This window comes from Altererythrobacter sp. Z27, assembly GCF_052683155.1.
Window position 1 is genome coordinate 1,894,372 of sequence record NZ_JBQYMC010000001.1, and the last position, 20,927, is coordinate 1,915,298.

The following is a 20,927-nucleotide window of genomic DNA, read 5'->3' on the forward strand; positions in this document are numbered from 1 at the left end:
CTCGTCCATGCCCAGTCAATCCCAGCATGGACCCGTCAGATCGCTATTTGTCCGAAGAAAACACGCAGTGCGAAACGCTTCCCCGAACGGCTCGTGATGTTGCCCCGCACGGGTGCGGAACACCTATTTGGCGGCGCTGATAGCTGCAAAGTCAGGCCATGCCAACCGCCTTTTGGGCACCAGTTGTGCGGATTCATGCAAGCCAGGCGGGTAATGCGATGAGGCTCAGCTGGCGTCCATAGTTGGGCTCGCCGCGATGGGTTGCGCGGCGAAAGGAATAATATTTGTTTTCAACTGTATATGTGTCGAGTGCAAGGCCCTCCACCACGCCCACGCCAGCCGACTCAAGCCGGTGGAAAACATAGGCGGGAAGGTCGAATTGCCAGTGCCCTTCGCGGCCGGCGGAAAAGAAGCGCGCATCGGCTTCGGCGAAACCGGCGCGGAATCGCGCATCCACTTCATAGCTCGCCTGCGCAATCGTCGGCCCGATCGCGGCAGCGATCCGTGCGCGCGACGCACCGAGCGATTCCATTGCCTCGATCGTGTTCTCAAGCACTCCGCCATGCGCCCCGCGCCAGCCGGCATGCGCCGCGCCGATCACGCCAGCTTCCGCATCCGCGAACAGCACCGGGGCGCAATCGGCAGTGACTATGCCGAGCACCAGACCGGGCGTCGCCGTGACCAGCGCGTCGGCATTGGGGCGCCCGGTGGCGGAATCGCTCCATGCCGCCTCGACCGTAATCACGTCAGGCGAATGGATCTGGTGCGGCGCGACGAACGTGGCCCCCGGCAGGATTGCTTCAGCCGCCGCAGCGCGCGAAGCGCGGATCGCCGCTTCCTCGCCCTCGCCGCCATAGCCGAACTGATAGGTTCCGCCCGAATGGCCGAAGAAGCCGTGCGGCACGCCTGAAAGCACGGCAGCGCGCGCAATTTCGAAGCGGGCGGCCTCAGCCATCGAGGCTGCGCGAAACCTGCTCATAGGTATCGCGCGAGAGGTGCTCTGCCGCCGCGATCCTTTCAAGCTCGGCCCGCATCAGCGCCGCGCGACCGTCCTCAAGCCGCCGCCAGCGCCCCAGCGCCGGGACGAAGCGTGCCGCAGTCTGCGGGTTGATCGGGTCTAGCGCCAGGATCAAATCGGCCACCATGCGATAGCCCTCGCCGCTGGGCGTGTGGAAGGCGGGCGGATTGCCGGCAAAGCCCATGTAGAGCGACCGCACGCGGTTGGGGTTGCGGATGGTGAAATCGGGATGGTCCTTCAGCGCCTTGACGTGATCGAGCACGCGCGGATGGAGCGACAGCGCCTGCAGCATGAACCACTTGTCGATCACCAGCGCATTGCCCTGGTAGCGACGGTAGAAATCGGCGAGCTTTTCCTCGCGCGCCGGATGCTCCAGCCCGCACAGCACCATCAGCGCGCCTTGCCGGTCGGTCATATTGTCGGCGCGGTCATACTGATATGCTGCAAGCTCGGCGGCCTTGGCAGGGTCGCTTGCCGCAGCATAGGCCAATACCTGTGTCTTGAGCTTGCGCGCGCCGCGCGCACCCTCACCGTCGTACGGCACCTTTTCCGCACGATCGTATAGCCGGTGCATTTCCGTGGCCAACTCGCGCCCCAACAGCGCCTTGAGCCCTTCGCGCTCGCGGTGGATCGCGGCGGGATCGGCCTTGTCGAGCTGCTCGAACAAATAGGATTGCGTCGGCAGCAGCATCAGCTCGCCTCGCATCGCATCTTCCAGCGCCGGATCGGCCAGCACCGCGCCCATTGCCGTGGCGATCGCCGCTTCGCCCTCCGCGCGTTCGCCTTCCGACAGTGAGCCCTTCGAAGCCGCCACAAGGTGGCCGACCATCAGCTCCTGCATCGCTTCATAGCGCGCGAAGGGATCGTCATCATGCGCCGCGAGCAGCACCAGATCTTCGCGCGGAAGCTGGCGCTCGATCACCACCGGTGCGGTGAAACCACGGTTGACCGAAAGCACCGGCGGGGTCGCATAGCCGCCGAAAGCGAAGCTCTGCTCGGCCCGGTCGAGCACCACCAGCTCTTCGCCGCGATGGCTGCCGGTGGCGCGGTCGAGCAGTGCGATCCTGAGCGGGATCACCATCGGCTGCTTGTCCGGCTGGCCCGGCGTCGGCGGAACCTTTTGCTTCAGCGTGAGCGTCACCGTACCGCCTTCATGCGCCATTGCGACCGACAGGCGCGGCGTACCCGCCTGCGAATACCACAGGCGGAACTGCTTCAAGTCGAGTCCGGCGCCATCCTCGATCGCGCGGACGAAATCCTCGCAGGTTGCCGCTTCGCCGTCATGCCGGTCGAAATAGAGATCGGTGCCTGCGCGGAACCGATCGGGCCCACAGAGCGAACGCATCATGCGGATCACTTCGGCGCCCTTGTTGTAGACCGTGGCTGTGTAGAAATTCGAGATCTCGCGATAGCTGTCTGGCCGGATCGGATGCGCGAGCGGCCCCGAATCCTCAGGGAATTGCGCCGCGCGAAGGATCCGCACGTCCTCGATCCGCTTGACCGCCTGCCCGCGCATGTCCTGGCTGAACAGCTGGTCGCGCAGCACGGTGAAGCCTTCCTTCAGCGACAGCTGGAACCAGTCGCGGCAGGTCACGCGATTGCCCGACCAATTGTGGAAGTACTCATGCGCAATCACCCCTTCGACCGCGTCGAAATCGTCATCGGTCGCAGTGTCGGGATCGGCCAGCACATATTTGGTATTGAAGACGTTGAGCCCCTTGTTCTCCATCGCCCCCATGTTGAAATCGCTGACCGCGACGATATTGTAGAGGTCGAGGTCGTATTCGCGCCCGAACACCTCCTCGTCCCACTGCATCGACCGCTTGAGCGATTCCATCGCGTGGCCGGTGCGCGGCAGGTCTTCCGCACGAACCCAGACGTTGAGCTCGACTTCCCGCCCGCTCATGGTGGTGAAGATGGAGGAATTGGCGACGAGGTCGCCCGCCACCAGCGCGAAGAGATAGGACGGCTTGGGCCAGGGATCGTGCCATTCAGCCCAATGGGTGCCATCGGCGCCTTCGCCTTCGGCCACCCTGTTGCCGTTGCACAGCAGGATCGGGAACTGCGCCTTCGATCCGCTCATCCGCACGCGATAGGTGCTGAGAACGTCGGGCCGGTCGGGGAAGAAGGTGATGCGGCGGAAGCCTTCCGCTTCGCACTGGGTGCAGAGCATGCCGTTCGAGGCATAGAGCCCTTCGAGCCGTGTATTGGCCGCCGGGTCGATCTCGGTCGCGATCTCGATCTCATGTGCTTCGTCCGAAAGCGGCACGATCAAATCGTCCCCGTCCAGCGACCAGTCGTTGCGCATCTCGCCATCGACCTTGACCGAAAGCAGGGTAAGGCCGTCACCATTGAGGCGGATCGTGGAGGAGGGAGCTGCCTTGCCGTTGCGTGCGACTGTGAGCCGAGAGACGATTCTTGTAGCCTCCAAGCCGAGATCGAAGTCGAGCGCGATCACGGGAACCAGCCAGGCAAAGGGCTGGTAATCCTCGCGGCGGATCATCGGGGGTTCGTGCGGAGTGATGGCGGCGTCGGCCATCTCTGTGTTGCGTTGGATATCCATGCCAGCCGATGTAGGCTCAATTCGCCGCGCGTCCAGCCTGCACGCTCGCCGATCCGCAACTGCGTTTGGGAGACTAGTGCGTTCGGGCCGATTGACTTGGGCGGCAGCGTTCGACAGCTTCGATCGAAAGTTGGCGCAATGGAGCAGAAATGGCCTTGATTGACATACTGGCGGTTGCCGGCACTGGGTTCGATGTTGAAGTAGCGACACGCGCCTATCTCGATACACTGCAGGGGCCAGCACGCGCTCAGTCAGATGCCTATTTCGAAGGCGGATACTGGCTGATCGCCTGGGGCGCGCTGGTGGCGGTGCTGGTCGACTGGCTGATCCTGAATTTCCGCCTGAGTTCGGCGTTTCGCAGCTTGGGTGAAATAATCAGCGGCCGCCCAGCGGTGGTGACATGGATCACCGCGCTGCTGTACTCGCTGCTGGCCTTCGTGCTGCTTTTGCCGTGGTCGATCTATACCGAGTTCTTCCGCGAGAAATCCTATGGACTGCTCGACCTGGATTTTGGCAGCTGGTTCGGCGAACAGGCCATAACTCTGGGGGTTGACCTGATCGTCGCGCCGCTGCTGGTGGTGGCGGTTTACGCGCTGATCCGGCGCGCACCGCGCAGCTGGTGGGCGTGGAGCACCGGCGTAGTCGGCGTGTTCCTCGCCTTCGGGATGTTGCTGGCACCGGTATTCGTCTCGCCCTTGTTCAACGATTACAAGGAAATGGAACAAGGACCATTGCGCGACAGGATCGTGGCGGTTGCCGCCAAATACGAGATTCCGGCAGAGCACATTTACGTGTTTGACCAGTCGAAACAACATAAACGCATCTCGGGCAATGTTTCCGGGCTTGGCCCCACGATCCGCATCTCGCTCAACGACAATCTGCTCGAACGCACCAGCGACGAGGAAATCCTCGCGGTGATGGGTCACGAAATGGGGCATTACAAGCTCAACCATATCTATGTGATCATCGCCATCATGCTGCTGGTTATTGGGACCAGTTTCTTTGCGATTTCGCGGATTGCGCCGGCGTTGATAGCGCGGTTCGGGCCGCGCTGGGGCGTGCGCGATCTGGGCGATCCGGCGTCGCTTCCGGTGATCGGTATCCTCATGACAATTGCCTTCTTCCTCGCGACGCCGGTGCTCAATTCGCTGGTGCGCTGGGCCGAAAGCAATGCCGATGCCTTCGGACTGGAGGCGGCGCGAGAACCCGATGGCTTTGCCAGGGTCGCAATGCGACTGTCCGAATATCGCAAGATCGAACCCGGCCCGATCGAGGAGATGCTGTTCTTCGATCACCCGTCGGGCGCGACGCGTGTGCGCATGGCAATGGACTGGAAGGCCAGGAACGCGGCCGACCCGCAGATTGTCGTACCCGAAGCGGGATATCTCGACGCCGAATGAACCGGCTGTTGATCTTTGGCCTTGGTTACACCGCCTTGCGGATCAAAGCGGCACTTGAGGCGCGAGGCTGGCGGGTCGACGCGACCGGAAGCAATGGAAATCTCGGTTTTGCCGACGAAGCAGTGGTGCGAACGGCGCTGGACGGCGCGAGCCATGTGCTGTCCTCGGTCCCGCCTTCGGACAATAACGACCCGGTGCTCGATCGATATGGCGATGCGCTGGCGGGCAAATGGCTCGGCTATCTCTCCTCGACCGGGGTCTATGGCGACACGCAAGGCGCCTGGGTGGACGAAAGCGCCCCGGTAGGCGGCGGGCGCCGTTCCGCACGTGCCGAAGCCGATGCGCGCTGGCTGGGCATGGGCGCCCGGGCATTCCGGCTGCCGGGTATCTATGGGCAGGGCCGAAGCGCGCTCGACCGCGTGCGCGAGGGTCGCGCCAATCGCATCGACTTGCCCGGGCAAGTATTCAGCCGCGTACATGTCGAAGATATCGTTTCAGGCGTGATCGCGGCGCTCGAACGCGACGCCCCGCCCGGCGCATACAATCTCGCCGACGATTTGCCCACGAGCCAGAACGTGGTGATCGAGCACGCCTGCCGCCTGCTTGGCGTTGCGCCTCCCCCGCTGCAAAGGCTCGACGAAGCCGGGCTCAGCCCGATGGCGCGTGGTTTCTATGCGGAGAACCGAAGGGTCGCGAATGGCAAGGCGAAGCGGGTGCTGGGCTGGCGGCCGCGCTATCCGACCTATGTCGAGGGGCTGGCCAGCCTCGCCTAGACGTTGCGCGCCCTGAGCGCGACCAACATCCCCAGCATAGCCAGCGCGCCCCCGGCAATTGCCAGCGGGGTCCATTGAAAGCCCTCGAACAGCGTCGAAATGAACATCGCGATCACCACCACAAGGATGCCGTTATAGGCCGCGCGGCCCGCCCCCAGCTTGCGCACGAGATCGTAATAGATCGGGAACGTCACCACCGAGCCGACCAGCGCCAGCCACGCAATCCCGGCCCAATAGAGCGGCTCGCGCGGGATCACCGGCGGCCCCGCCAGCGCCCATGCCACGCCGCCATCGATAATCGTGCCGTAAAGCATCGACCATGCCAGCAACGTCACCAGCGGTACCGATTTGCCGACTTCGCCCGCCTGGATGACATTGGCGATCGAGGCCGCGACCATTGCCACCAGCGCCAGCACTACCCCCAGCGCAACATCGCCGCCGAACGGCGAAACATGCGCTTCGTTGAGCAGCAGCAAGGCGATCCCCACCAGCGCGATCGCGCTGCCGATGGTAAAGCGCGCGGTGATCCTTTGGCCCAGCATGAAGCGGCCCAGGATCGCATTGGGTACGATCATCATCCCGATCAGCAGAGCAACGATCCCCGAAGTCAGATGCAGTTCGGACAGATAGACGAAATTGTAATTCCCGCAGAACTGGAACAGGCCCAGCAGCACCGCCAGCCAATGCGCGCGGCGCGGCATGGCGAGCGGGTTGCGCATGAACAGCGCCAGCGCGAACATCGCCGGTGTCGCGGCCACGAAACGCCAGGCCACCGACCAATAGGCCGGGACGCCATCGATCTGGGTGGTGATGACGAACCAGGTCGATCCCCAGATCAGCGCCACCAGCAGGAAAGGCAGCGCAATTGCCGGGCGCAGCAGGGCGTGGGGAGGATGTTCGCTCATGCGCGCGCGATCAAAGATTCGCGATCGCCTGGGTCAGCGCCAGCGCGTCGTCCTGCGGCGTGTTCCACGCAGTGACGAAGCGCGCTGCGTCAGCGCCCCAGTCGTAGAATTCGAAGCCTTGCACGCGCAAAACCTCCCGCTCGCCCGGCGTCAGCCGCACGAACAACTCGTTTGCCTCGACCGGGTGCATCAGCCGCTCAGCGCATGCTCCGGCGATCTCCGCCGCTGCGGCATTGGCCGCGCGGGCATTCTCGAGCCAAAGTCCGCCTTCGAGCATGGCGAGCACTTGTGCGGCCTGGTAACGGCCCTTGCATTGCAGGTGCCCGGCGCGCTTGCGGCGATATTTGACCAAGTCCGCCTGCGCCGGATCGAACAGAACCAGCGCTTCGGCGCTCATCCCGCCGTTCTTGATACAGCCGAAAGCGAGCGTGTCGCACGGGCCAGCCGCATCTGCCGCGGAACCGCCGAGGAAGGCCACGGCATTAGCGAAGCGCGCGCCGTCCATATGCAGGCCCAGCCCGCGCTCCTTCGCGAAGGCCCCCAGCGCGGCGAGCTCGTGCGGGCGATAGGCGCGGCCATATTCGCTAGCCTGGGTGATCGCGATCGCATGCGGCTGCACCTGGTGCACATCGGGCCGGATCGGATCGATCACCGCCGCGATATCAGCCGGAGTCAGCTTGGCGCCCTCTCCGCTGGCCAGCATCAGCTTGGCGCCGTGGAGGTAGAAACCGGGCGCGCCGCCTTCGTCCACCTCGATATGCGCTTCCTCATGGCACACCACCCCGCCATGCGGCTGCACCATGGTGGCGAGCGCGAGGCAATTGGCGGCGGTGCCGGTTGCGATCCAGATCGCTGCGCATTCGCGCCCGAACAGCTCCGAAAAGCGCTCGTCCAGCGCTGCGCTCAAACGGTCGCCATCATATGGCGAATCGGGTGAGTCAGCGGCGCGCATCGCCTCCCACAAGCGCGGGTGGACTGTGGCCGCATTGTCCGACAGGAAGGGTCTTTGCCTTGGCATCGGTAGTGCCTGTAAAGCCGATGGCGGACTTGGCAAGCAGGAGGTGCGCAATGGCGCTCGAAGGCCTGATCATCACGCACCATGCGCAGGGACACGGCGGCAGATATGTCGCCCGGCTCGAGGGCGAAAGCGCGACAGGCTATCTCGAATGGGAGCCCGCCGGAGAAGACGTGCGGATCGCCACCCATACCGTCGTGCCGCGCAGCATCGGCGGACGCGGAGTCGCCGCAGCACTGACCGAAAGATTGATCGAGGACGCCCGGCTGCAGGGCTTCCGGATCGTGCCCGCCTGCTCCTACACAGCAGCCAGGTTCGGCGAACACCCCGAATGGGCGGATTTGCGCGCGGGCTGAAAGCTCACCCGCCCAGTCGCGAGAAATCCTTCGCTGCGATGCTGTCGAGGATGGCGGCGCGCAGTTCGAAAGCCCGGTCGACCGGCAGGCCGGGGATCGAGAGCTTTCCGCCTGCCAGCCCGAGATGCAGCGTGGCGTAACCGCGCCGCCGGGCAATCGGCCCTTGCGAAATCTCGACCGAATGCAGCTTGACCCGCGAGGCGATCTGCGTGCGCGGCGAGAGCAGCCCGCGACGCGCGAAGATCTGCGTGGCGCTCAAGGCATGGCGGTGAAATTGCCATGCGTAGAGATTGGCTCCCGCGAAGAAGGTCGCCAGCCCCAGCGGCACCAGCACGAAGGGCAAGGGCGCGAAGATCGCCACAGGTATCGCCAGCAGGGCAAATACCCCGCCTTCGAGCAGCGCCGAATCGAAGCGGTATTTCCGGCTTGCGAGATGCCAGTCGAGATCCTCCGAAGGAGGCACGAAGCCGGCGGCGCGGATGATCGGCGCAATCTCCTCCATCTTCGCAAAAGGCGCGACGACATGGCTCGACTGTCCGGCATCCTGCGCCAGGCTGGTGAACTTGAGTTCGTGCCAGCCGAAGCGGTAACGCACCAGCCCGGTGCCCAGTTCGATCGCCTGCACCCGGTGCACCGGCATCACCACATCGGTGCGCGTGAACAGCCCGCGGCGGCGGCGGAAGCCGCGCGCCGTCTTCTCCAGCACGAAGCCCCAATCGCGCAAATAGGTGCGCGCCAGCCCTGTCGCTGACCCGACCACCACCAGCGCGACGATCCCGACAATTGCACTGATGGCTTGCAGCATCGGGCCAAGCCCGGCGATCCAGCCTTGCTGGCTTTCGGCAATGCCCAGCCACAAATCGGGATCCCACAACTCGATCCCGACGATACTGTCCGCATATTGGAAGGCACCGCCGATCACCGCGAAGACCGCGAGCGAGAATTCGAACAGGCCAAAGGTGGTGAGCCGCCCGGCGTCCATCGAGAACAGCACTTCGGCGGGCTCGTCTGCCGGAACCGGTGCGGCATCGGTTGCCGGGTGCGTCGAGGCTTCCGCCGCCTCTTCCTCGCGCCGTTCGCGGATCAGCAGCCGCAGCGCTTCGCCCTCGGCTTCGGTGAGATAGGCAAGCTTGAGATCTTCCGCGCCGCCCGCGCCCGTTTCGAACTTGACTTCGACCAGGCCGAACAGGCGCGGCAGGAATTTCTGTTCTAGGCTGACATCCTGGATCCGTTCGTAAGGCACCGAACGCGCCGCGCGGCTGACGATGCCGCTCTCGACCCGGATGTCCTCCTTGCCGGTGGTGTAGGTCAGCCGCAGCCAGCGCAGGTAAGCGATGCCGAAATTGATGCCCACCAGTATGAGAACGAAGGGCAGGAAGATCAGCGCCTTGTCTGCGACTTCGCCCTTCCTGAAAATCGAGAACAAGGCGATGCCGATCGGCAGTGCGAGTTGGCCGAGCATCGACACGGCGCGGACCAGGAAAGTGCGCGGGTCTGTGCGCTGCGGCTCGCCTGCGGCCGCGACAGGAATCTTGGCGGAGTCCTGTTCGCTCACAGCGACTCGCGCTTGATGTGGCTGCGGATTTCCTCGCGCAGGTCGCGTGCGAGTTGCTCGCCCAGCCCCGGAAGCTTTACCGAGGCGTTATGCGTGCCCGCCGTGTGCAGGGTGAGCGTGGCGATGCTGAAGAAACGCTCGATCGGATTCTGGCTGACGTCGATATGCTGCACGCGGCCGAATGGCACCACTGTGTCATGCCGGAACATCAGCCCGCGCACCACGCGCAAGCGGTCGGTGCTCATGGCATAGCCGCGCGCGAAGAAGCGCCGCGCTGGAAAGCGCAGGATCAGCAGCAGCGCGGCGAGCGCCACCGGCGTAATGATCACTGCCGGGGGCAGTATCGCCGACGCCTCCAGCACCAGCGCGCCGATGATGAAGGGGATCGATACCAGCGTGGTTTCGACCCGCAGCGCCCAGACGTAATTGGGGTGGAGCTTGGTCAGCTCCTGCTTGTCGCCATGCCCGTCGATCGCGGGTGTGGTTGCAGGCAATGGCTCGGGCGGAGCCACGGGTGTCGCCGGAGTGTTCTCGTCCATACCGTCTTACATGGGCAATACGGCTCGGCGCGTCAATGAATTAGCGGCGCTGGTCGAACCTCTGCCCGATCATCGCTGCCGCAATATTGGTCTTCTGCACGTCAGTGGTCCCGCCCGCGATCCCCCAGGCAAAACCGTCACGCAGGCGCTGCTCCATCCCGTAATCCTTGTGGTAGCCATAGCCGCCCATCACCTGCACGCCCATCGAGGTCACTTCGCGCACGATCTCGTTCGCATAGCATTTGGCGACCGAGCTTTCGTAGACCGTGGGCAGCCCGTCGGGCTGGTGCGCGGCATTGGCTGCGGCGCGGTGGATCAGCAGGCGCGCGGCCTCAACCTTCATCGCCATTTCCGCGAGCTTGATCTGCACGGCCTGGAATTCGACGATCGGCTTGCCGAAGGCATGCCGTTCCTGGACATATTGCGTCGCCTGTTCCAGCGCCGCCGCCGCGACGCCAAGGCTCTGCGTGGCATTGCCGCAGCGTTCGAGCCCGAATGCGCTCATCAGTTTGCCGAAGCCGCCCGCGCCGACGATGACATTGGCCTTCGGCACACGCACATCCTCGATCGCATAGTCAGCGGTCTCGATCCCGCGAAAGCCCATCAGCTGTTCGCGCTTGCCGAACTGCATGCCCGAGGCATCGCGATCGAGCAGGATCGCGCCGATCCCCTTCGCGCCCGGCTCGTCATTGTAGCGGCAATAGGTGACGTAGTAGTCCGAGTGCCCGCCGCCGCTGGTCCAGCGCTTGTAGCCGTTCACGACAAAGTGGTCGCCGTCCTCGACCGCGCGCGTCCTGAGGTCGGTCAGCGCAGTCCCCGCATCGGGTTCCGACATCGAAACCGCGACGACTTTCTCGCCCGCGATCACTTCAGGCAGGATGCGCGCTTTCATCTCCGGCGAGCCGAAACGCTCGATCGTTCGGACCGGGCCGACCAGCGCCTCGAACACAGGAAAGGCGACCGCGTTCGAGATCTGGGCGAATTCCTCGAGCACCAGCAGAGCTTCGAGATGGCCCAGCCCCAGCCCGCCATATTCGGTGGGCAGGTTGACGCCCAGGAAGCCCATTTCGCCATATTTGCGCACCATGGCGCGCGGGACCGGATAATCCTTTTCCTCCATGTCGCGCGCCAGCTCGGGCAATTCGGCGCGCGCGAATTTGCGCGCGGCTTCCTGCAATTCGCGCTGCTCGTCGGTAGGGCGGAAATCCATGGCCTCTGCGTCTCCCCTTAGGTCCGTCCGCTATTCCTAGCGCATGTTTGGCCGAGCGACCCTAGCGCATTTGCGAGGGGAGCCGCGCGAAGTCAGCGATCCTTGTATTCGGGCGCGCGCTTTTCGGCGAAGGCGCGCTTGGCCTCTTCGAAATCCTGCGTCTGCGCCAGCATGACCTGCTGCCGGTCTTCGATCGCCAGCGCCGCTTCGAAGCTCGGCGCGTCGATATTGCGGTTGAGCGCGTCCTTCGAAAGCCGCAGGCCCATCGGCGCCGTCCCCAGCATGTCGCGCGCCAGTTCGAGCCCGGCGTCGAGCAGCGCCTCCTCCTCGACCACGCGGCTCACCAGCCCGCATTGGAGCGCCCGTTCGGCCCCCATGAAATTGCCGGTGAGGATGAATTCGGCGGCGACCGAAGCCCCCACCAGCCGCGGCAGGAAATAGCTTGAGCCCATGTCGCAACCGCCCAGCCCGATCTTGATGTAGGCCGCGTTCATGCGCAGGCTGGGCGCGCCGATCCGCACATCGCTCGACAGCAGCAGCGAGAAACCGCCGCCGCAGGCTGCGCCATGGCCCAGCGCGATCACCGGCTGCGGGCACTGGCGCATCAGCTGCATCACAGTAGCGATGGCGCGCTGGGTGCGCCAGCCGCCCTGGATCGGCCCTTCGCCTTCGCGGCCCGGCCATGAGCCGGACGTGAGGTCGAGCCCGGCGCAGAATGCCCGCCCTGCCCCGCGCAGGATCACCACCCGCACCTCGAGCCGATCCTGCAGCCCGCGAAAATAGGCGTCGAGTTCGGCGATCAGGCCGGCGCTCATCGCATTGAGCTTGTCGGGCCGGTTGAGAGTGACGATCTCGACGCCGTCGCGCGTCTCGACCAGCAGTTCTGCGCTCACTTCGATCTCCTGTCGCCAATTCCCCGAATGCGGGAGACCCTAACGCAGCGCCGCGCGATCGCTGCTATGAAATATGCCAATGGCCGGTGAGGGTGTACCACCTACACCCCTTGGCGAGAGGCATTCGGGAAAGGGCTGCCATGTCGAGCATCGGCGATCCCCAGACCATTGGCGACATCGTGCGCCATCAGGGGCGCGAACGAAGCAATTCGATCGCATTCGAATATGAAGGGGACGTGCTCACATTCGGCGAGCTCGACCGGCGGAGCAATCGCGCCGCCAATGCTCTGGCTTCGCTCGGCGTCCGGAAAGGCGACCGCGTCGCCTATATCGGCAAGAACTCGCACATCTATTTCGAGATCCTCGCCGGAGCGGCCAAGCTCGGCGCGGTGATGACGCCGGTCAACTGGCGGCTCGCGCGGCCCGAAGTCACCTATGTCGTCAACGATTGCCAGGCCAAGGCGCTGTTCGTCGGCCCGGGTTTCGCCGATCTGGTCGGCGATATCGAAGGGCAGCTCGAACATGTCTCCGGAATCTTCGGCTCGGAAGCGCCGGAAGGGAAGTATCCCGGCTATCCCGAATGGCGCGACGGCTTTCCCGACAGCGATCCGATGGTGCCTTGCGCGGTGGATGACGACGCGGTCCAGCTCTACACGTCCGGCACGACCGGGCACCCCAAGGGCGCGATCCTGACCCACGGATCGATCTTTTCCTCGCGCATGAACGATCGCAATGCCGAAGATTTGCACGACTGGCAGAAGACGGTCGAAGGCGAAGTGGCGCTGCTCGCCATGCCATGCTTCCACATCAGCGGCACCGGATATGGCCTCGGCACGATCTTCAACGGCTCGAACGCAGTGGTCCTGCCCGAATACGATCCGACCCGCGCGCTCGACCTGATCGAGCGCTACAACATCTCGAAGATCTTCATGGTGCCGGCGGCGATCCAGATCCTGCTCGACCATCCGCGCGTGAGCGAGGTCGATTTCTCCAACCTCAAATACATTACCTATGGCGCATCGCCGATCCCGCTTGAGCTGATGAAGCGCGCGATGGCGGTGCTGGGGTGCGGCTTCGTGCAGATGTACGGGATGACCGAGACGACCGGGACGATCGTCGCGCTCGGCCCCGAAGACCACGTTCCGGAAGGCAGCCCGCGGATGCGATCGGTCGGGACGCCGCTCAAGAATGTCGAGATCAAGGTCATCGACGGCGAAGGAAACGAAGTGCCGACAGGCACGATCGGCGAGATCGCGACCCGCAGCCCGAAGAACATGAAGGGCTATTGGAACCGGCCCGAAGCGACCGCCCAGACGATCGATGCCGAAGGCTGGCTGCGCACCGGCGATGCCGGCTATCTCGACGAGGACGGCTATCTCTACATCCAGGACCGGGTGAAGGACATGATCATCTCGGGCGCGGAGAATGTCTATCCGGCCGAGGTCGAGAATGCGATCTACTCGCACCCCAAGGTCGCGGACGTCGCGGTGATCGGCATCCCTGACGACAAATGGGGCGAAGCGGTAAAGGCCTGCGTGGTGGTGAAGCCGGGCGAGCAACTGACCGAAGCCGAAGTGATCGCGCATGCGCGCCAGCATATCGCCGGATACAAATGCCCCAAGTCGGTCGATTTCATCGCGGCGCTGCCGCGCAACCCGTCAGGCAAGATCCTGCGCAAGGATTTGCGCGCACCCTATTGGGAAGGCAGGGACCGGGCGGTAAACTAACGCGCGCAGGCGCCCGCACAAAGGTATCGAGGAGTAGACGATGGACGTTTCACAGCTGATGTTCCGCCCCGGCCTGATGGAAGGCGAACGGATCCTCGTTACCGGCGGCGGCACCGGCCTCGGCCGCGAGATGGCGGAAGCTTTCCTCAAGCTGGGCGCCACGGTCTATATCTGCGGGCGGCGGCAAGGAAAGCTCGACGAGACCGCGCAGGAATTGATGGCCGAGCACGACGGCAAGGTCGTGCCGATGGCCTGCGATATCCGCGATGCCGATGCGATCCACGCGATGATCGATGCAATCTGGGCCGATGGCGGCGCGCTGACCGGCGTGGTCAACAATGCGGCGGGCAATTTCGTCAGCCGCACCGAAGACCTTTCGGTCAACGGCTTCAACGCCATCGCCGACATCGTCTTCCGCGGCACATTCTACGTCACGCTCGACGTCGGCAAAAGGATCAAGGCCGAAGGCGGACGGTGCAACTTCCTGGCGATCCTCACCACATGGGTGTGGAACGGCTCGGCCTTCGTGGTGCCCTCGGCCATGTCGAAGAGCGCGATCAACACCATGACTCAGAGCCTGGCGGTCGAATGGGGCCGCTACAACATGCGCTTCAACGCGATCGCGCCGGGCCTTTTCCCGACCAAGGGCATGAGCGCGCGGCTTAGCCCCGGCGGGCGCGGCGGCAATTCGAACAATGAGATCAACCCGATGGGCCGCCACGGCGAAATGCACGAGCTGGCCAATCTGGCGGTGTTCCTGATGGGCCCCGGCGCGGAATATGTGAACGGGCAGACGATCGCGATCGACGGCGCGGGTTACCAGGCGACCGGCGGCACCTTCTGGGGCGCGCTGCACGGGTTGGGCGATGCCGAATGGGACCAGATGCGCGCGATGATCAAGGGCACGAACGCGCAGGACAAATCCGAGCGGACGACCGGCTAGGGCTCGATTCGTTCAGGCTGCGGGGCGTTTTGCTGGCCAATGCGACACTTGCGACAGTGTCCTGAAAGAGAAAACCCTCCTTCCGCATGTGAATGCGAAGGCCGCATTTGGGGTGATGCAACGATGGCAAAGAGCGCCGCGCTTTTGCCAGATTGCCGCGCTGTAGGAAAACCGGAATAGCGGGTCGCGTCCCAAACCTGACGCCTGATCACACATTTACACGATACGCAGGCGCGTCATCCGCGATGCAAGACTGCGCTCCTGTCGAGCGCGACCGTGCTTCGGTAATCGGAAATTGAGGAAGTTTGTTGGGGCAAGCCAAAGTATAGGCCTAAGCTTCAAATCAATTCTGTTGTGACAGGCTCCTGTGACTTGACCTGCATCCGGAGAAGGGAACCGTGTCTAGAAGGACCCGGCCACATTCAGAGCTTGAGCGCAAGCCAGGCAAGAAGCCGATCGAGAAAGCGCACAAAGCGAGGGTGCGCTCTTGCGGCGAACCCTTCCTTACGCCTGACAAGCAGGAAGGAAGCCTCTGGGACTGGGCGCGCGGCGACTAGCGGATTTCGCCTGACCGCCCCTAAGCGTGCCGCTTGCCACGCATTAGTAAACCCGGCGATGTCGGACGATGGTTGCTGGCGTACTGTCAGCTTCCGACCCAATTGCGGACATTGCTCCGCGTAGATGTAGCCACTTCCAGGTTTCGCTCAGAGGCGAACCCAATCCTATTCTGCCGCTGCAATTGCGAAGGGCAGCTTCCGGCCAGGCAAGAACTGGTCAACACAGTCTTTTAGAATCGGCAAGGCCGAGTCCAAGTCATCGAATTGGACTGTTACGCTTCCCGGTTTGAACGAACCTGTGACCTGCAAAGGCTCGCCAGACAGCATGCGGTCCCAGATCTCCTCTTCTTCAATTGGCATCAGAATGGAGAAAATCTGAAAGGCATGGATCTGGTTGATCATGAGTGCATCGGTTTTGATCGGATCTGAGTTTTCGAACTTCAGCTTCACCCTCATCATATTGGTCGATTTTCTTGGAAGCTGCCACTGGAGGTTCTGTAGGGTGAGATAGGTTCCATCCTGGTTCAGGCCGATCGCAATCTGGCTAGGTTGGTTGGGAACCAGCACTCTCGAGACGCCACATTGCCCTTGGGGACCAAAGCTGTCCAAGGCCCAGCGGTCTTTGCTCTCGGCATTCTGGGCGGGTGCAGAAGTGGCGGTCAGTGCCGATAATGACGCGAACAGAGTGAGGAAAGCGAAGGCAAGCCTACTCACCGAATCCTCCTGACAAGCTTGGCAGGAATACTAATGCCTTTTCACGCTGAACAAATTGATCTGTGACAAGGCCGTCAGTTTGGTCTCTGCCCTGCGCCCATGGCGCCCCCCTTGTCTGCTACGGCAACCGGCACGGAACTTCGGGTACCAGTCTCGCGCTATCCCGCCTCCGCTTCGTCGGCGATGGCCTGCGCCACCTTGTAATCCGGCTTGCCATTGTTGAGCCGCAACGAGCGCTGGGTGAAGACGTAGAGCCGCGGAATCTTGTATCCCGCAAGGCCCGCCCTTGCCTCCGCATCGAGCAGCGCATCGAGCCCTTCCTCGCTCCCTTCGGGCTGGACCACGGCCACCACTTTCCGGCCGAAGCGCGGATCGGGCAGGCTGACGACGCGCACATCCTTCACCCCCGGATGCGCCTGCAGCACGGTTTCGACCTCTTCGGGAAAGACCTTCTCGCCACCGGTGTTGATGCACATGTTGTCGCGCCCGATGAAATCGAGCGTGCCGTCCGGGTTCCAGCGCGCGCGGTCGCCCGTCATCAAATAACGCTTGCCGCCGATTACCGGGAAGGTCTGCGCGTTCTTCTCATCCTCGCCCAGATAGCCCAGCGGCAGCGGGCCCGAACGCGCCACGATCCCCACGCCTTCGGTGCCCATGGGGATTTCCTTGAGGTTCTCGTCGAACAGGGTCATCCCGCGGTCGGGCACAGCGATGAAATCCCCGCCGCCCAGCGTTCCGTCTTTCGTGGTCACCCGCAGCGCGGTGCCGCCGCTTTCGCTCGAACCCAGCACGTCGGACACGACGAGTTCGGGGTTGAGCTCGACCAGCCGCTCCTTATGCGAAAGCGAGAACAGCGCCCCCGACGAGCCGACCAGCCGCAGGCTGGCGATCGCTTCGGCGGCATCGGTGCGCGCATCGAGCGCCTTGAGCAGCGGCATGGCATGTGCGTCACCCACGATCACCAGCGCGCGCACCTGCCGATCGCGGATCGTGTCGATCGCGAGGTCGGCGTCGAAGGATTCCATCGGCAGCGTCACCAGCGTGCCGCCCTTGAGCAAATGGTTCACCGCCGAATATTGCGCCGTGCCGTGCATCAGCGGGCAGAGCGGCATGAAGGGCGCCTGGCTTTCGGGGTGCCCCGGCACTTGCCGGGCTGCGATGGCGGCATGCTCTTCGAGCGAAGTGGCGATCTCGGGCGGGACGAGCGGGCTGGGCGACCATGACGCGATGCCGAGCGCTTCCCACGCCGCGCCGAACGGCCACATCACCGCCTTGGGCATGCCGGTGGTGCCGCCGGTGGCCATGAAGAACATGCAGTCAAGATCGTCGCAGACGGCGAAATCCGGGCCGATCTCGCTCGCGCACAGAGCCTCCCATCCGGCGTCGCCCGGCTCGGCGACGAAAGGCGCAAGCGCGCCTTCGGGCATGGCGCGCGCGCCTGCTTCGGCATATTCGCGGTTCGCGAACAGCGCCTTGAGGCCGAAGCGCGCGAAGATGTCGACCAGCTCACGGTCCTTGTAATGGTAGTTCACATTGACCGGGGTCACGCCCGCCTTGGCGCAACCGAAATAGGCCAGCATGTATTCGGGCGTGTTCCTGAGCATCTGGCCCGCGACATCGCCGGGCCCCAACCCCCGCGCGACAAGCCCGGCGGCGATTGCGTCAGTAATGGCGTCGAATTCGCCCCAGCTGACCACGCGATCGCCATGGACCAGGACGGGACGGCCCGGTTCGACCGCGTTCGCAACGGCCTTGATCGCATATCCGAAATTCTCGCCTTGCCACGCCATTGCTCGCCCAACCTTCCTTGTTATGCTACCCAGCCTAATCGGCGACTCGCACCCAAGCGCCTGAACAAAGTAAGAGGCTGCGGTGCGAATGCGTGTAAGACGTAGCCGTTGTGGGAAGAGGATAGGAGTTTCTGGCGTGGCATCCAATGTCGTAGAACTTCGCACGCCGCTCAGCCTGGAGAGCGTCGAACAATTGCTTGAGCGGGTCACGATCCGCTGCACCGACGATATCCACGATGCCGCGATTGCACTTGCACGCGCCGCCGCGGAACGCGGAATGCAGGTCGCCATGTGCGACGATATCGCCGCCAAGACCGCCATGTTCGATGCCGACGGCATCAACCTCAATGCGGACATCTTCGGCTGGATCGACGATGGCGTCCGCTGGTGGGAAGACAGCCGCCTGGCGCTCCACTGGCAGCTGCCCCGCGCCTGCCGCTATGAAAGCGAACCCTTCTGGGTGAACCGCTATGGCTTCCACACGCGCTGGCGGAACTCCTATCTCGATGACATCGACCTGAGCGATTACGAGAAGAAGGCGATCTGCAAGGCATCGATCGTGGTTCCGGTGCACCTGCCGTTCGGCCAGATCTCCTGCAACACCTTCACCAGCCTCGATCGCAGCAAGGAAGACCTTTCGGAGGAATTCGCGCGTTACGGCTCGCTGTTCGGCCAGCTGATGCGCCGCTTCATCGCGGGCTATGTCCAGGCCAACCGCACCAAGCGCCGCATCCCTGCGGACTGCGTGCTGTCGAAGCGCGAAGTCGAGTGCCTGCGCTGGGCCGCAATCGGCAAGACCGACCGCGAGATCAGCATGATCCTCAATCGCAGCCACGCGACGATCCGCTATCACATCCATCGCGCGGGCGAGAAACTCGATTCGGTCAATCGCGCGCAGACGATCTTCAAGGCCGGCCAGCTCGGCTATCTCGGCGCCAGCGACTGACCGGCAAAGCATCCGGGTGAGCGGCTTTTCCTTCGACCTGTCGGGGCGCACTGCGCTCATCACCGGCGCTTCGTCGGGCCTCGGTGCGCGTTTCGGGCGGCTGCTGGCCGGATCGGGCGCGAATGTGGCGCTGGGTGCAAGGCGCGCGGACCGGCTCGCGGCGCTGGCGGGCGAGATCGGCGACAGGGCATGCGCGGTGCAGATGGACGTCGCCCGCGAAGCCGACATCATCGCCGGATACGACGCCGCCGAAGCTGCATTCGGCGCCACGGTCGACACGGTCATCGCCAATGCCGGGATCGACGGTGCGGGCATGGTCACCGAAATGCCCGAGGACGAGATCGAGCAGACGCTCAACGTCAACCTCAAGGGCGCGATCCTCACCGCGCGCGAAGGCGCCAGGCGGATGATGGCCGCGGGCGTGCCCAACGGGCGCATCGTGATGATCGCCTCGATCACTGCTTTCGAACCTTCGCCCGGCCTCGTCGCCTATTCCGCCAGCAAGGCGGGGGTGGTGCAGGCCGGACGCAGCATGGCGCGCGAATGGGCGCGTCGCGGCATTTCGATCAACACGATCTCGCCGGGCTATATCCGCACCGCGATCAACGATGCGTGGTTCCAGACCGAGGCCGGGCAGAAGCACATCGCACGCTTCCCGCGCAAGCGGCTGATGGGTGAAGAAGGGCTCGACGCCGTGCTGCTGTTCCTGTGTTCGGACGCGGCCGAATTCGTCACCGGCACCGACTTCGTGCTCGACGACGGGCAAACGCTCTAAGTCACGCTACCGCTTCGCTGCTTGAGCGCGGGAACACGCCCCCCGGGCGATCCGTTTCGCGATGTTCGAAGGGATGGTGCTGCTGGGGAGGATTGAACTCCCGACCTCACCCTTACCAAGGGTGCGCTCTACCACTGAGCTACAGCAGCGCCGGAAAGAGTGGCGCGCCTATTGTCGCGCGCGGGCGCAATGTCAAGCCAAGCTTGAAGCATTCTTGCTGTGCTATCGCTTCGCTACTTGAGCACAGCAGCCTTTATCGGCAAGGCGTTTCGCATGAGTGAAGAGACGCACAAGAATATGTCGCGCGAGGACCGGCTGGCGGCAAAACTGCGCGAAAACCTGCGCCGCCGGAAGGCGCAGGCGCGCGAAATGACCGAATCGGGTCCCGAGAGTCTTCCCAAGCCGCGCAGCGAAAGCTAACGCGTGTCGCTCGTTAGTTTGCCCGCTGACGCGGGGACGGTGCCAGCCCTCTCCCCCTCCCAGCCACCCGATATGATCCCGGTCATGCTATCGGGTGGCTGGGAGGGGGAGAGGGCCGGAGCCGCTCAACGGAGATAAAATGCCAAAATTGATCCTCGTCCGCCACGGCCAGAGCCAGTGGAACCTCGAAAACCGCTTCACCGGCTGGTGGGACGTCAATCTGACCGAAAAGGGCATCGAGGAAGCCATGGCCGCTGGCGTGCTGATGAAGGACAAGGGCGTGCTGCCCACCCGCGCCTTCACTTCGGTCCAGACCCGCGCGATCCGCACCTTGCACCTCGCGCTGGGCGAATGCGACCGGCTGTGGATCCCCGAGACCAAGGACTGGCGCCTGAACGAGCGGCACTATGGGGGCCTGACCGGGCTCGACAAGCAGGAAACGCGCGAGAAGCACGGCGACGAGCAGGTCCACATCTGGCGCCGCAGCTTCGACGTTCCGCCGCCCGAGCTTGAGCCGGGCAGCACTTACGACCTGTCGAACGATCCGCGCTATTTCGGGATCGAAGTGCCGCGCACCGAAAGCCTCAAGCTGACCATCGAGCGCGTGCTGCCCTATTGGCTGAGCGACATCCACCCCGCGCTTTCCTCAGGCGAGACGGTGATTATCTCCGCCCACGGCAATTCCTTGCGCGCGCTGGTGAAGCACCTCTCCAACATATCGGATGAGGACATCACCGAGCTCGAGATTCCCACCGGCCAGCCGATCATCTATGACTTCGATGACGCAATGCAGCCGAGTGCACGCTATTATTTGAAAGACGCCTGAGC

Annotated in this window: 19 protein-coding genes and 1 tRNA gene; 9 read left to right on the top strand and 11 right to left on the bottom strand. The window is 63.8% G+C overall.

The genetic code is table 11. The features are described 5' to 3' along the window. Nucleotides 1–193 precede the first annotated feature (193 nt). Nucleotides 194–955, bottom strand: coding sequence for a peptidoglycan editing factor PgeF (gene pgeF / locus ACUJ47_RS09250; RefSeq protein ID WP_445538112.1), 762 nt, complete (start codon nt 953–955; stop codon nt 194–196). Then, a complete protein-coding gene (pepN, locus tag ACUJ47_RS09255; RefSeq protein ID WP_445538113.1) occupies nt 948–3,581 on the bottom strand; it encodes an aminopeptidase N in 2,634 nt (877 codons plus the stop codon). Before pepN ends, pgeF begins: the two co-directional genes overlap by 8 nt. Before the next feature lie 149 nt (nt 3,582–3,730). Between pepN and ACUJ47_RS09260 the strand changes: the two genes are divergently transcribed. Together ACUJ47_RS09260 and ACUJ47_RS09265 are read left to right on the top strand one after the other, a co-directional pair. Then, entirely contained in the window at nt 3,731–4,981 is a 1,251-nt protein-coding gene (locus tag ACUJ47_RS09260) for a M48 family metallopeptidase (RefSeq protein WP_445538114.1), read from the top strand. Further along, the gene (locus tag ACUJ47_RS09265) at nt 4,978–5,754 is read left to right on the top strand and encodes an SDR family NAD(P)-dependent oxidoreductase (protein ID WP_445538115.1); all 777 of its coding nucleotides are present in this window, start codon (nt 4,978–4,980) and stop codon (nt 5,752–5,754) included. Before ACUJ47_RS09260 ends, ACUJ47_RS09265 begins: the two co-directional genes overlap by 4 nt. On the opposite strand, the gene ACUJ47_RS09270 is transcribed toward ACUJ47_RS09265, so the two are convergent. Beyond that, nucleotides 5,751–6,659 (bottom strand): DMT family transporter, encoded by a 909-nt coding sequence (locus ACUJ47_RS09270; RefSeq protein ID WP_445538116.1) that lies wholly within the window; start codon nt 6,657–6,659, stop codon nt 5,751–5,753. The genes ACUJ47_RS09265 and ACUJ47_RS09270 overlap by 4 nt on opposite strands. Before the next feature lie 10 nt (nt 6,660–6,669). Further along, nucleotides 6,670–7,677: a threonine aldolase family protein gene (locus ACUJ47_RS09275; RefSeq protein ID WP_445538117.1), complete on the bottom strand. Its 1,008-nt coding sequence runs from the start codon at nt 7,675–7,677 to the stop codon at nt 6,670–6,672. A gap of 50 nt (nt 7,678–7,727) precedes the next feature. Here ACUJ47_RS09275 and ACUJ47_RS09280 point away from each other — a divergent pair, with 50 nt between their 5' ends. Beyond that, a complete protein-coding gene (locus ACUJ47_RS09280; protein ID WP_445538118.1) occupies nt 7,728–8,030 on the top strand; it encodes a GNAT family N-acetyltransferase in 303 nt (100 codons plus the stop codon). Between the two features lie 4 nt (nt 8,031–8,034). Here the strand turns inward: ACUJ47_RS09280 and ACUJ47_RS09285 are convergent, their stop codons facing one another. The 4 genes from ACUJ47_RS09285 to ACUJ47_RS09300 all read right to left on the bottom strand — a co-directional run bounded on the left by ACUJ47_RS09285 (nt 8,035) and on the right by ACUJ47_RS09300 (nt 12,227). Further along, nucleotides 8,035–9,585, bottom strand: a complete 1,551-nt coding sequence (locus tag ACUJ47_RS09285; RefSeq protein ID WP_445538119.1) for a PH domain-containing protein — start codon at nt 9,583–9,585, stop codon at nt 8,035–8,037. Then, complete coding sequence (locus tag ACUJ47_RS09290; protein ID WP_445538120.1) at nt 9,582–10,124, bottom strand: PH domain-containing protein; 543 nt, start codon at nt 10,122–10,124, stop codon at nt 9,582–9,584. The genes ACUJ47_RS09285 and ACUJ47_RS09290 overlap by 4 nt, the downstream gene beginning before the upstream one ends. A 40-nt stretch (nt 10,125–10,164) precedes the next feature. Then, nucleotides 10,165–11,334 carry an acyl-CoA dehydrogenase family protein gene (locus ACUJ47_RS09295; protein WP_445538121.1) on the bottom strand — a complete coding sequence of 390 codons (1,170 nt, stop codon included), beginning with the start codon at nt 11,332–11,334 and terminating at the stop codon, nt 10,165–10,167. Nucleotides 11,335–11,426: 92 nt separating this feature from the next. Continuing rightward, on the bottom strand, nt 11,427–12,227 hold the full coding sequence (locus ACUJ47_RS09300) for an enoyl-CoA hydratase/isomerase family protein (protein WP_445538122.1): 801 nt from the start codon (nt 12,225–12,227) through the stop codon (nt 11,427–11,429). A gap of 140 nt (nt 12,228–12,367) precedes the next feature. On the opposite strand from ACUJ47_RS09300, the gene ACUJ47_RS09305 reads away from it, so the two are divergent. Continuing rightward, nucleotides 12,368–13,954 carry a fatty acid--CoA ligase gene (locus tag ACUJ47_RS09305; RefSeq protein ID WP_445538123.1) on the top strand — a complete coding sequence of 529 codons (1,587 nt, stop codon included), beginning with the start codon at nt 12,368–12,370 and terminating at the stop codon, nt 13,952–13,954. A 40-nt stretch (nt 13,955–13,994) separates the two neighbouring features. Next, nucleotides 13,995–14,897, top strand: a complete 903-nt coding sequence (locus tag ACUJ47_RS09310) for an SDR family oxidoreductase (protein WP_445538124.1) — start codon at nt 13,995–13,997, stop codon at nt 14,895–14,897. Between the two features lie 722 nt (nt 14,898–15,619). Here the strand turns inward: ACUJ47_RS09310 and ACUJ47_RS09315 are convergent. Together ACUJ47_RS09315 and ACUJ47_RS09320 are read right to left on the bottom strand one after the other, a co-directional pair. Next, entirely contained in the window at nt 15,620–16,168 is a 549-nt protein-coding gene (locus tag ACUJ47_RS09315) for a hypothetical protein (RefSeq protein WP_445538125.1), read from the bottom strand. Between the two features lie 158 nt (nt 16,169–16,326). Then, on the bottom strand, nt 16,327–17,958 hold the full coding sequence (locus ACUJ47_RS09320) for an AMP-binding protein (RefSeq protein WP_445538126.1): 1,632 nt from the start codon (nt 17,956–17,958) through the stop codon (nt 16,327–16,329). Between the two features lie 136 nt (nt 17,959–18,094). On the opposite strand from ACUJ47_RS09320, the gene ACUJ47_RS09325 reads away from it, so the two are divergent. Next, nucleotides 18,095–18,904, top strand: a complete 810-nt coding sequence (locus ACUJ47_RS09325) for a helix-turn-helix transcriptional regulator (RefSeq protein ID WP_445538127.1) — start codon at nt 18,095–18,097, stop codon at nt 18,902–18,904. 16 nt (nt 18,905–18,920) lie between these two features. Next, entirely contained in the window at nt 18,921–19,679 is a 759-nt protein-coding gene (locus tag ACUJ47_RS09330; protein WP_445538128.1) for an SDR family NAD(P)-dependent oxidoreductase, read from the top strand. 74 nt (nt 19,680–19,753) lie between these two features. Here ACUJ47_RS09330 and ACUJ47_RS09335 read toward each other — a convergent pair. Continuing rightward, nucleotides 19,754–19,828, bottom strand: a tRNA-Thr gene (locus tag ACUJ47_RS09335). Nucleotides 19,829–19,952: 124 nt separating this feature from the next. On the opposite strand from ACUJ47_RS09335, the gene ACUJ47_RS09340 reads away from it, so the two are divergent. Beyond that, a complete protein-coding gene (locus tag ACUJ47_RS09340) occupies nt 19,953–20,099 on the top strand; it encodes a hypothetical protein (RefSeq protein WP_445538129.1) in 147 nt (48 codons plus the stop codon). 139 nt (nt 20,100–20,238) lie between these two features. Then, entirely contained in the window at nt 20,239–20,925 is a 687-nt protein-coding gene (gpmA, locus tag ACUJ47_RS09345) for a 2,3-diphosphoglycerate-dependent phosphoglycerate mutase (RefSeq protein ID WP_445538130.1), read from the top strand. Nucleotides 20,926–20,927 lie beyond the last annotated feature (2 nt).

Excerpts from the sequence above, each read along its gene's own strand:
- gpmA (WP_445538130.1), top strand. The coding sequence starts at position 20,239 with ATGCCAAAATTGATCCTCGTCCGCCACGGCCAGAGCCAGTGGAACCTC.
- ACUJ47_RS09265 (WP_445538115.1), top strand. The coding sequence starts at position 4,978 with ATGAACCGGCTGTTGATCTTTGGCCTTGGTTACACCGCCTTGCGGATC.
- ACUJ47_RS09275 (WP_445538117.1), bottom strand. The coding sequence starts at position 7,677 with ATGCCAAGGCAAAGACCCTTCCTGTCGGACAATGCGGCCACAGTCCAC.
- ACUJ47_RS09295 (WP_445538121.1), bottom strand. The coding sequence starts at position 11,334 with ATGGATTTCCGCCCTACCGACGAGCAGCGCGAATTGCAGGAAGCCGCG.
- ACUJ47_RS09310 (WP_445538124.1), top strand. The coding sequence starts at position 13,995 with ATGGACGTTTCACAGCTGATGTTCCGCCCCGGCCTGATGGAAGGCGAA.
- ACUJ47_RS09280 (WP_445538118.1), top strand. The coding sequence starts at position 7,728 with ATGGCGCTCGAAGGCCTGATCATCACGCACCATGCGCAGGGACACGGC.
- ACUJ47_RS09260 (WP_445538114.1), top strand. The coding sequence starts at position 3,731 with ATGGCCTTGATTGACATACTGGCGGTTGCCGGCACTGGGTTCGATGTT.
- pepN (WP_445538113.1), bottom strand. The coding sequence starts at position 3,581 with ATGGATATCCAACGCAACACAGAGATGGCCGACGCCGCCATCACTCCG.
- ACUJ47_RS09290 (WP_445538120.1), bottom strand. The coding sequence starts at position 10,124 with ATGGACGAGAACACTCCGGCGACACCCGTGGCTCCGCCCGAGCCATTG.
- ACUJ47_RS09305 (WP_445538123.1), top strand. The coding sequence starts at position 12,368 with ATGTCGAGCATCGGCGATCCCCAGACCATTGGCGACATCGTGCGCCAT.
- ACUJ47_RS09270 (WP_445538116.1), bottom strand. The coding sequence starts at position 6,659 with ATGAGCGAACATCCTCCCCACGCCCTGCTGCGCCCGGCAATTGCGCTG.
- ACUJ47_RS09320 (WP_445538126.1), bottom strand. The coding sequence starts at position 17,958 with ATGGCGTGGCAAGGCGAGAATTTCGGATATGCGATCAAGGCCGTTGCG.
- pgeF (WP_445538112.1), bottom strand. The coding sequence starts at position 955 with ATGGCTGAGGCCGCCCGCTTCGAAATTGCGCGCGCTGCCGTGCTTTCA.
- ACUJ47_RS09340 (WP_445538129.1), top strand. The coding sequence starts at position 19,953 with ATGAGTGAAGAGACGCACAAGAATATGTCGCGCGAGGACCGGCTGGCG.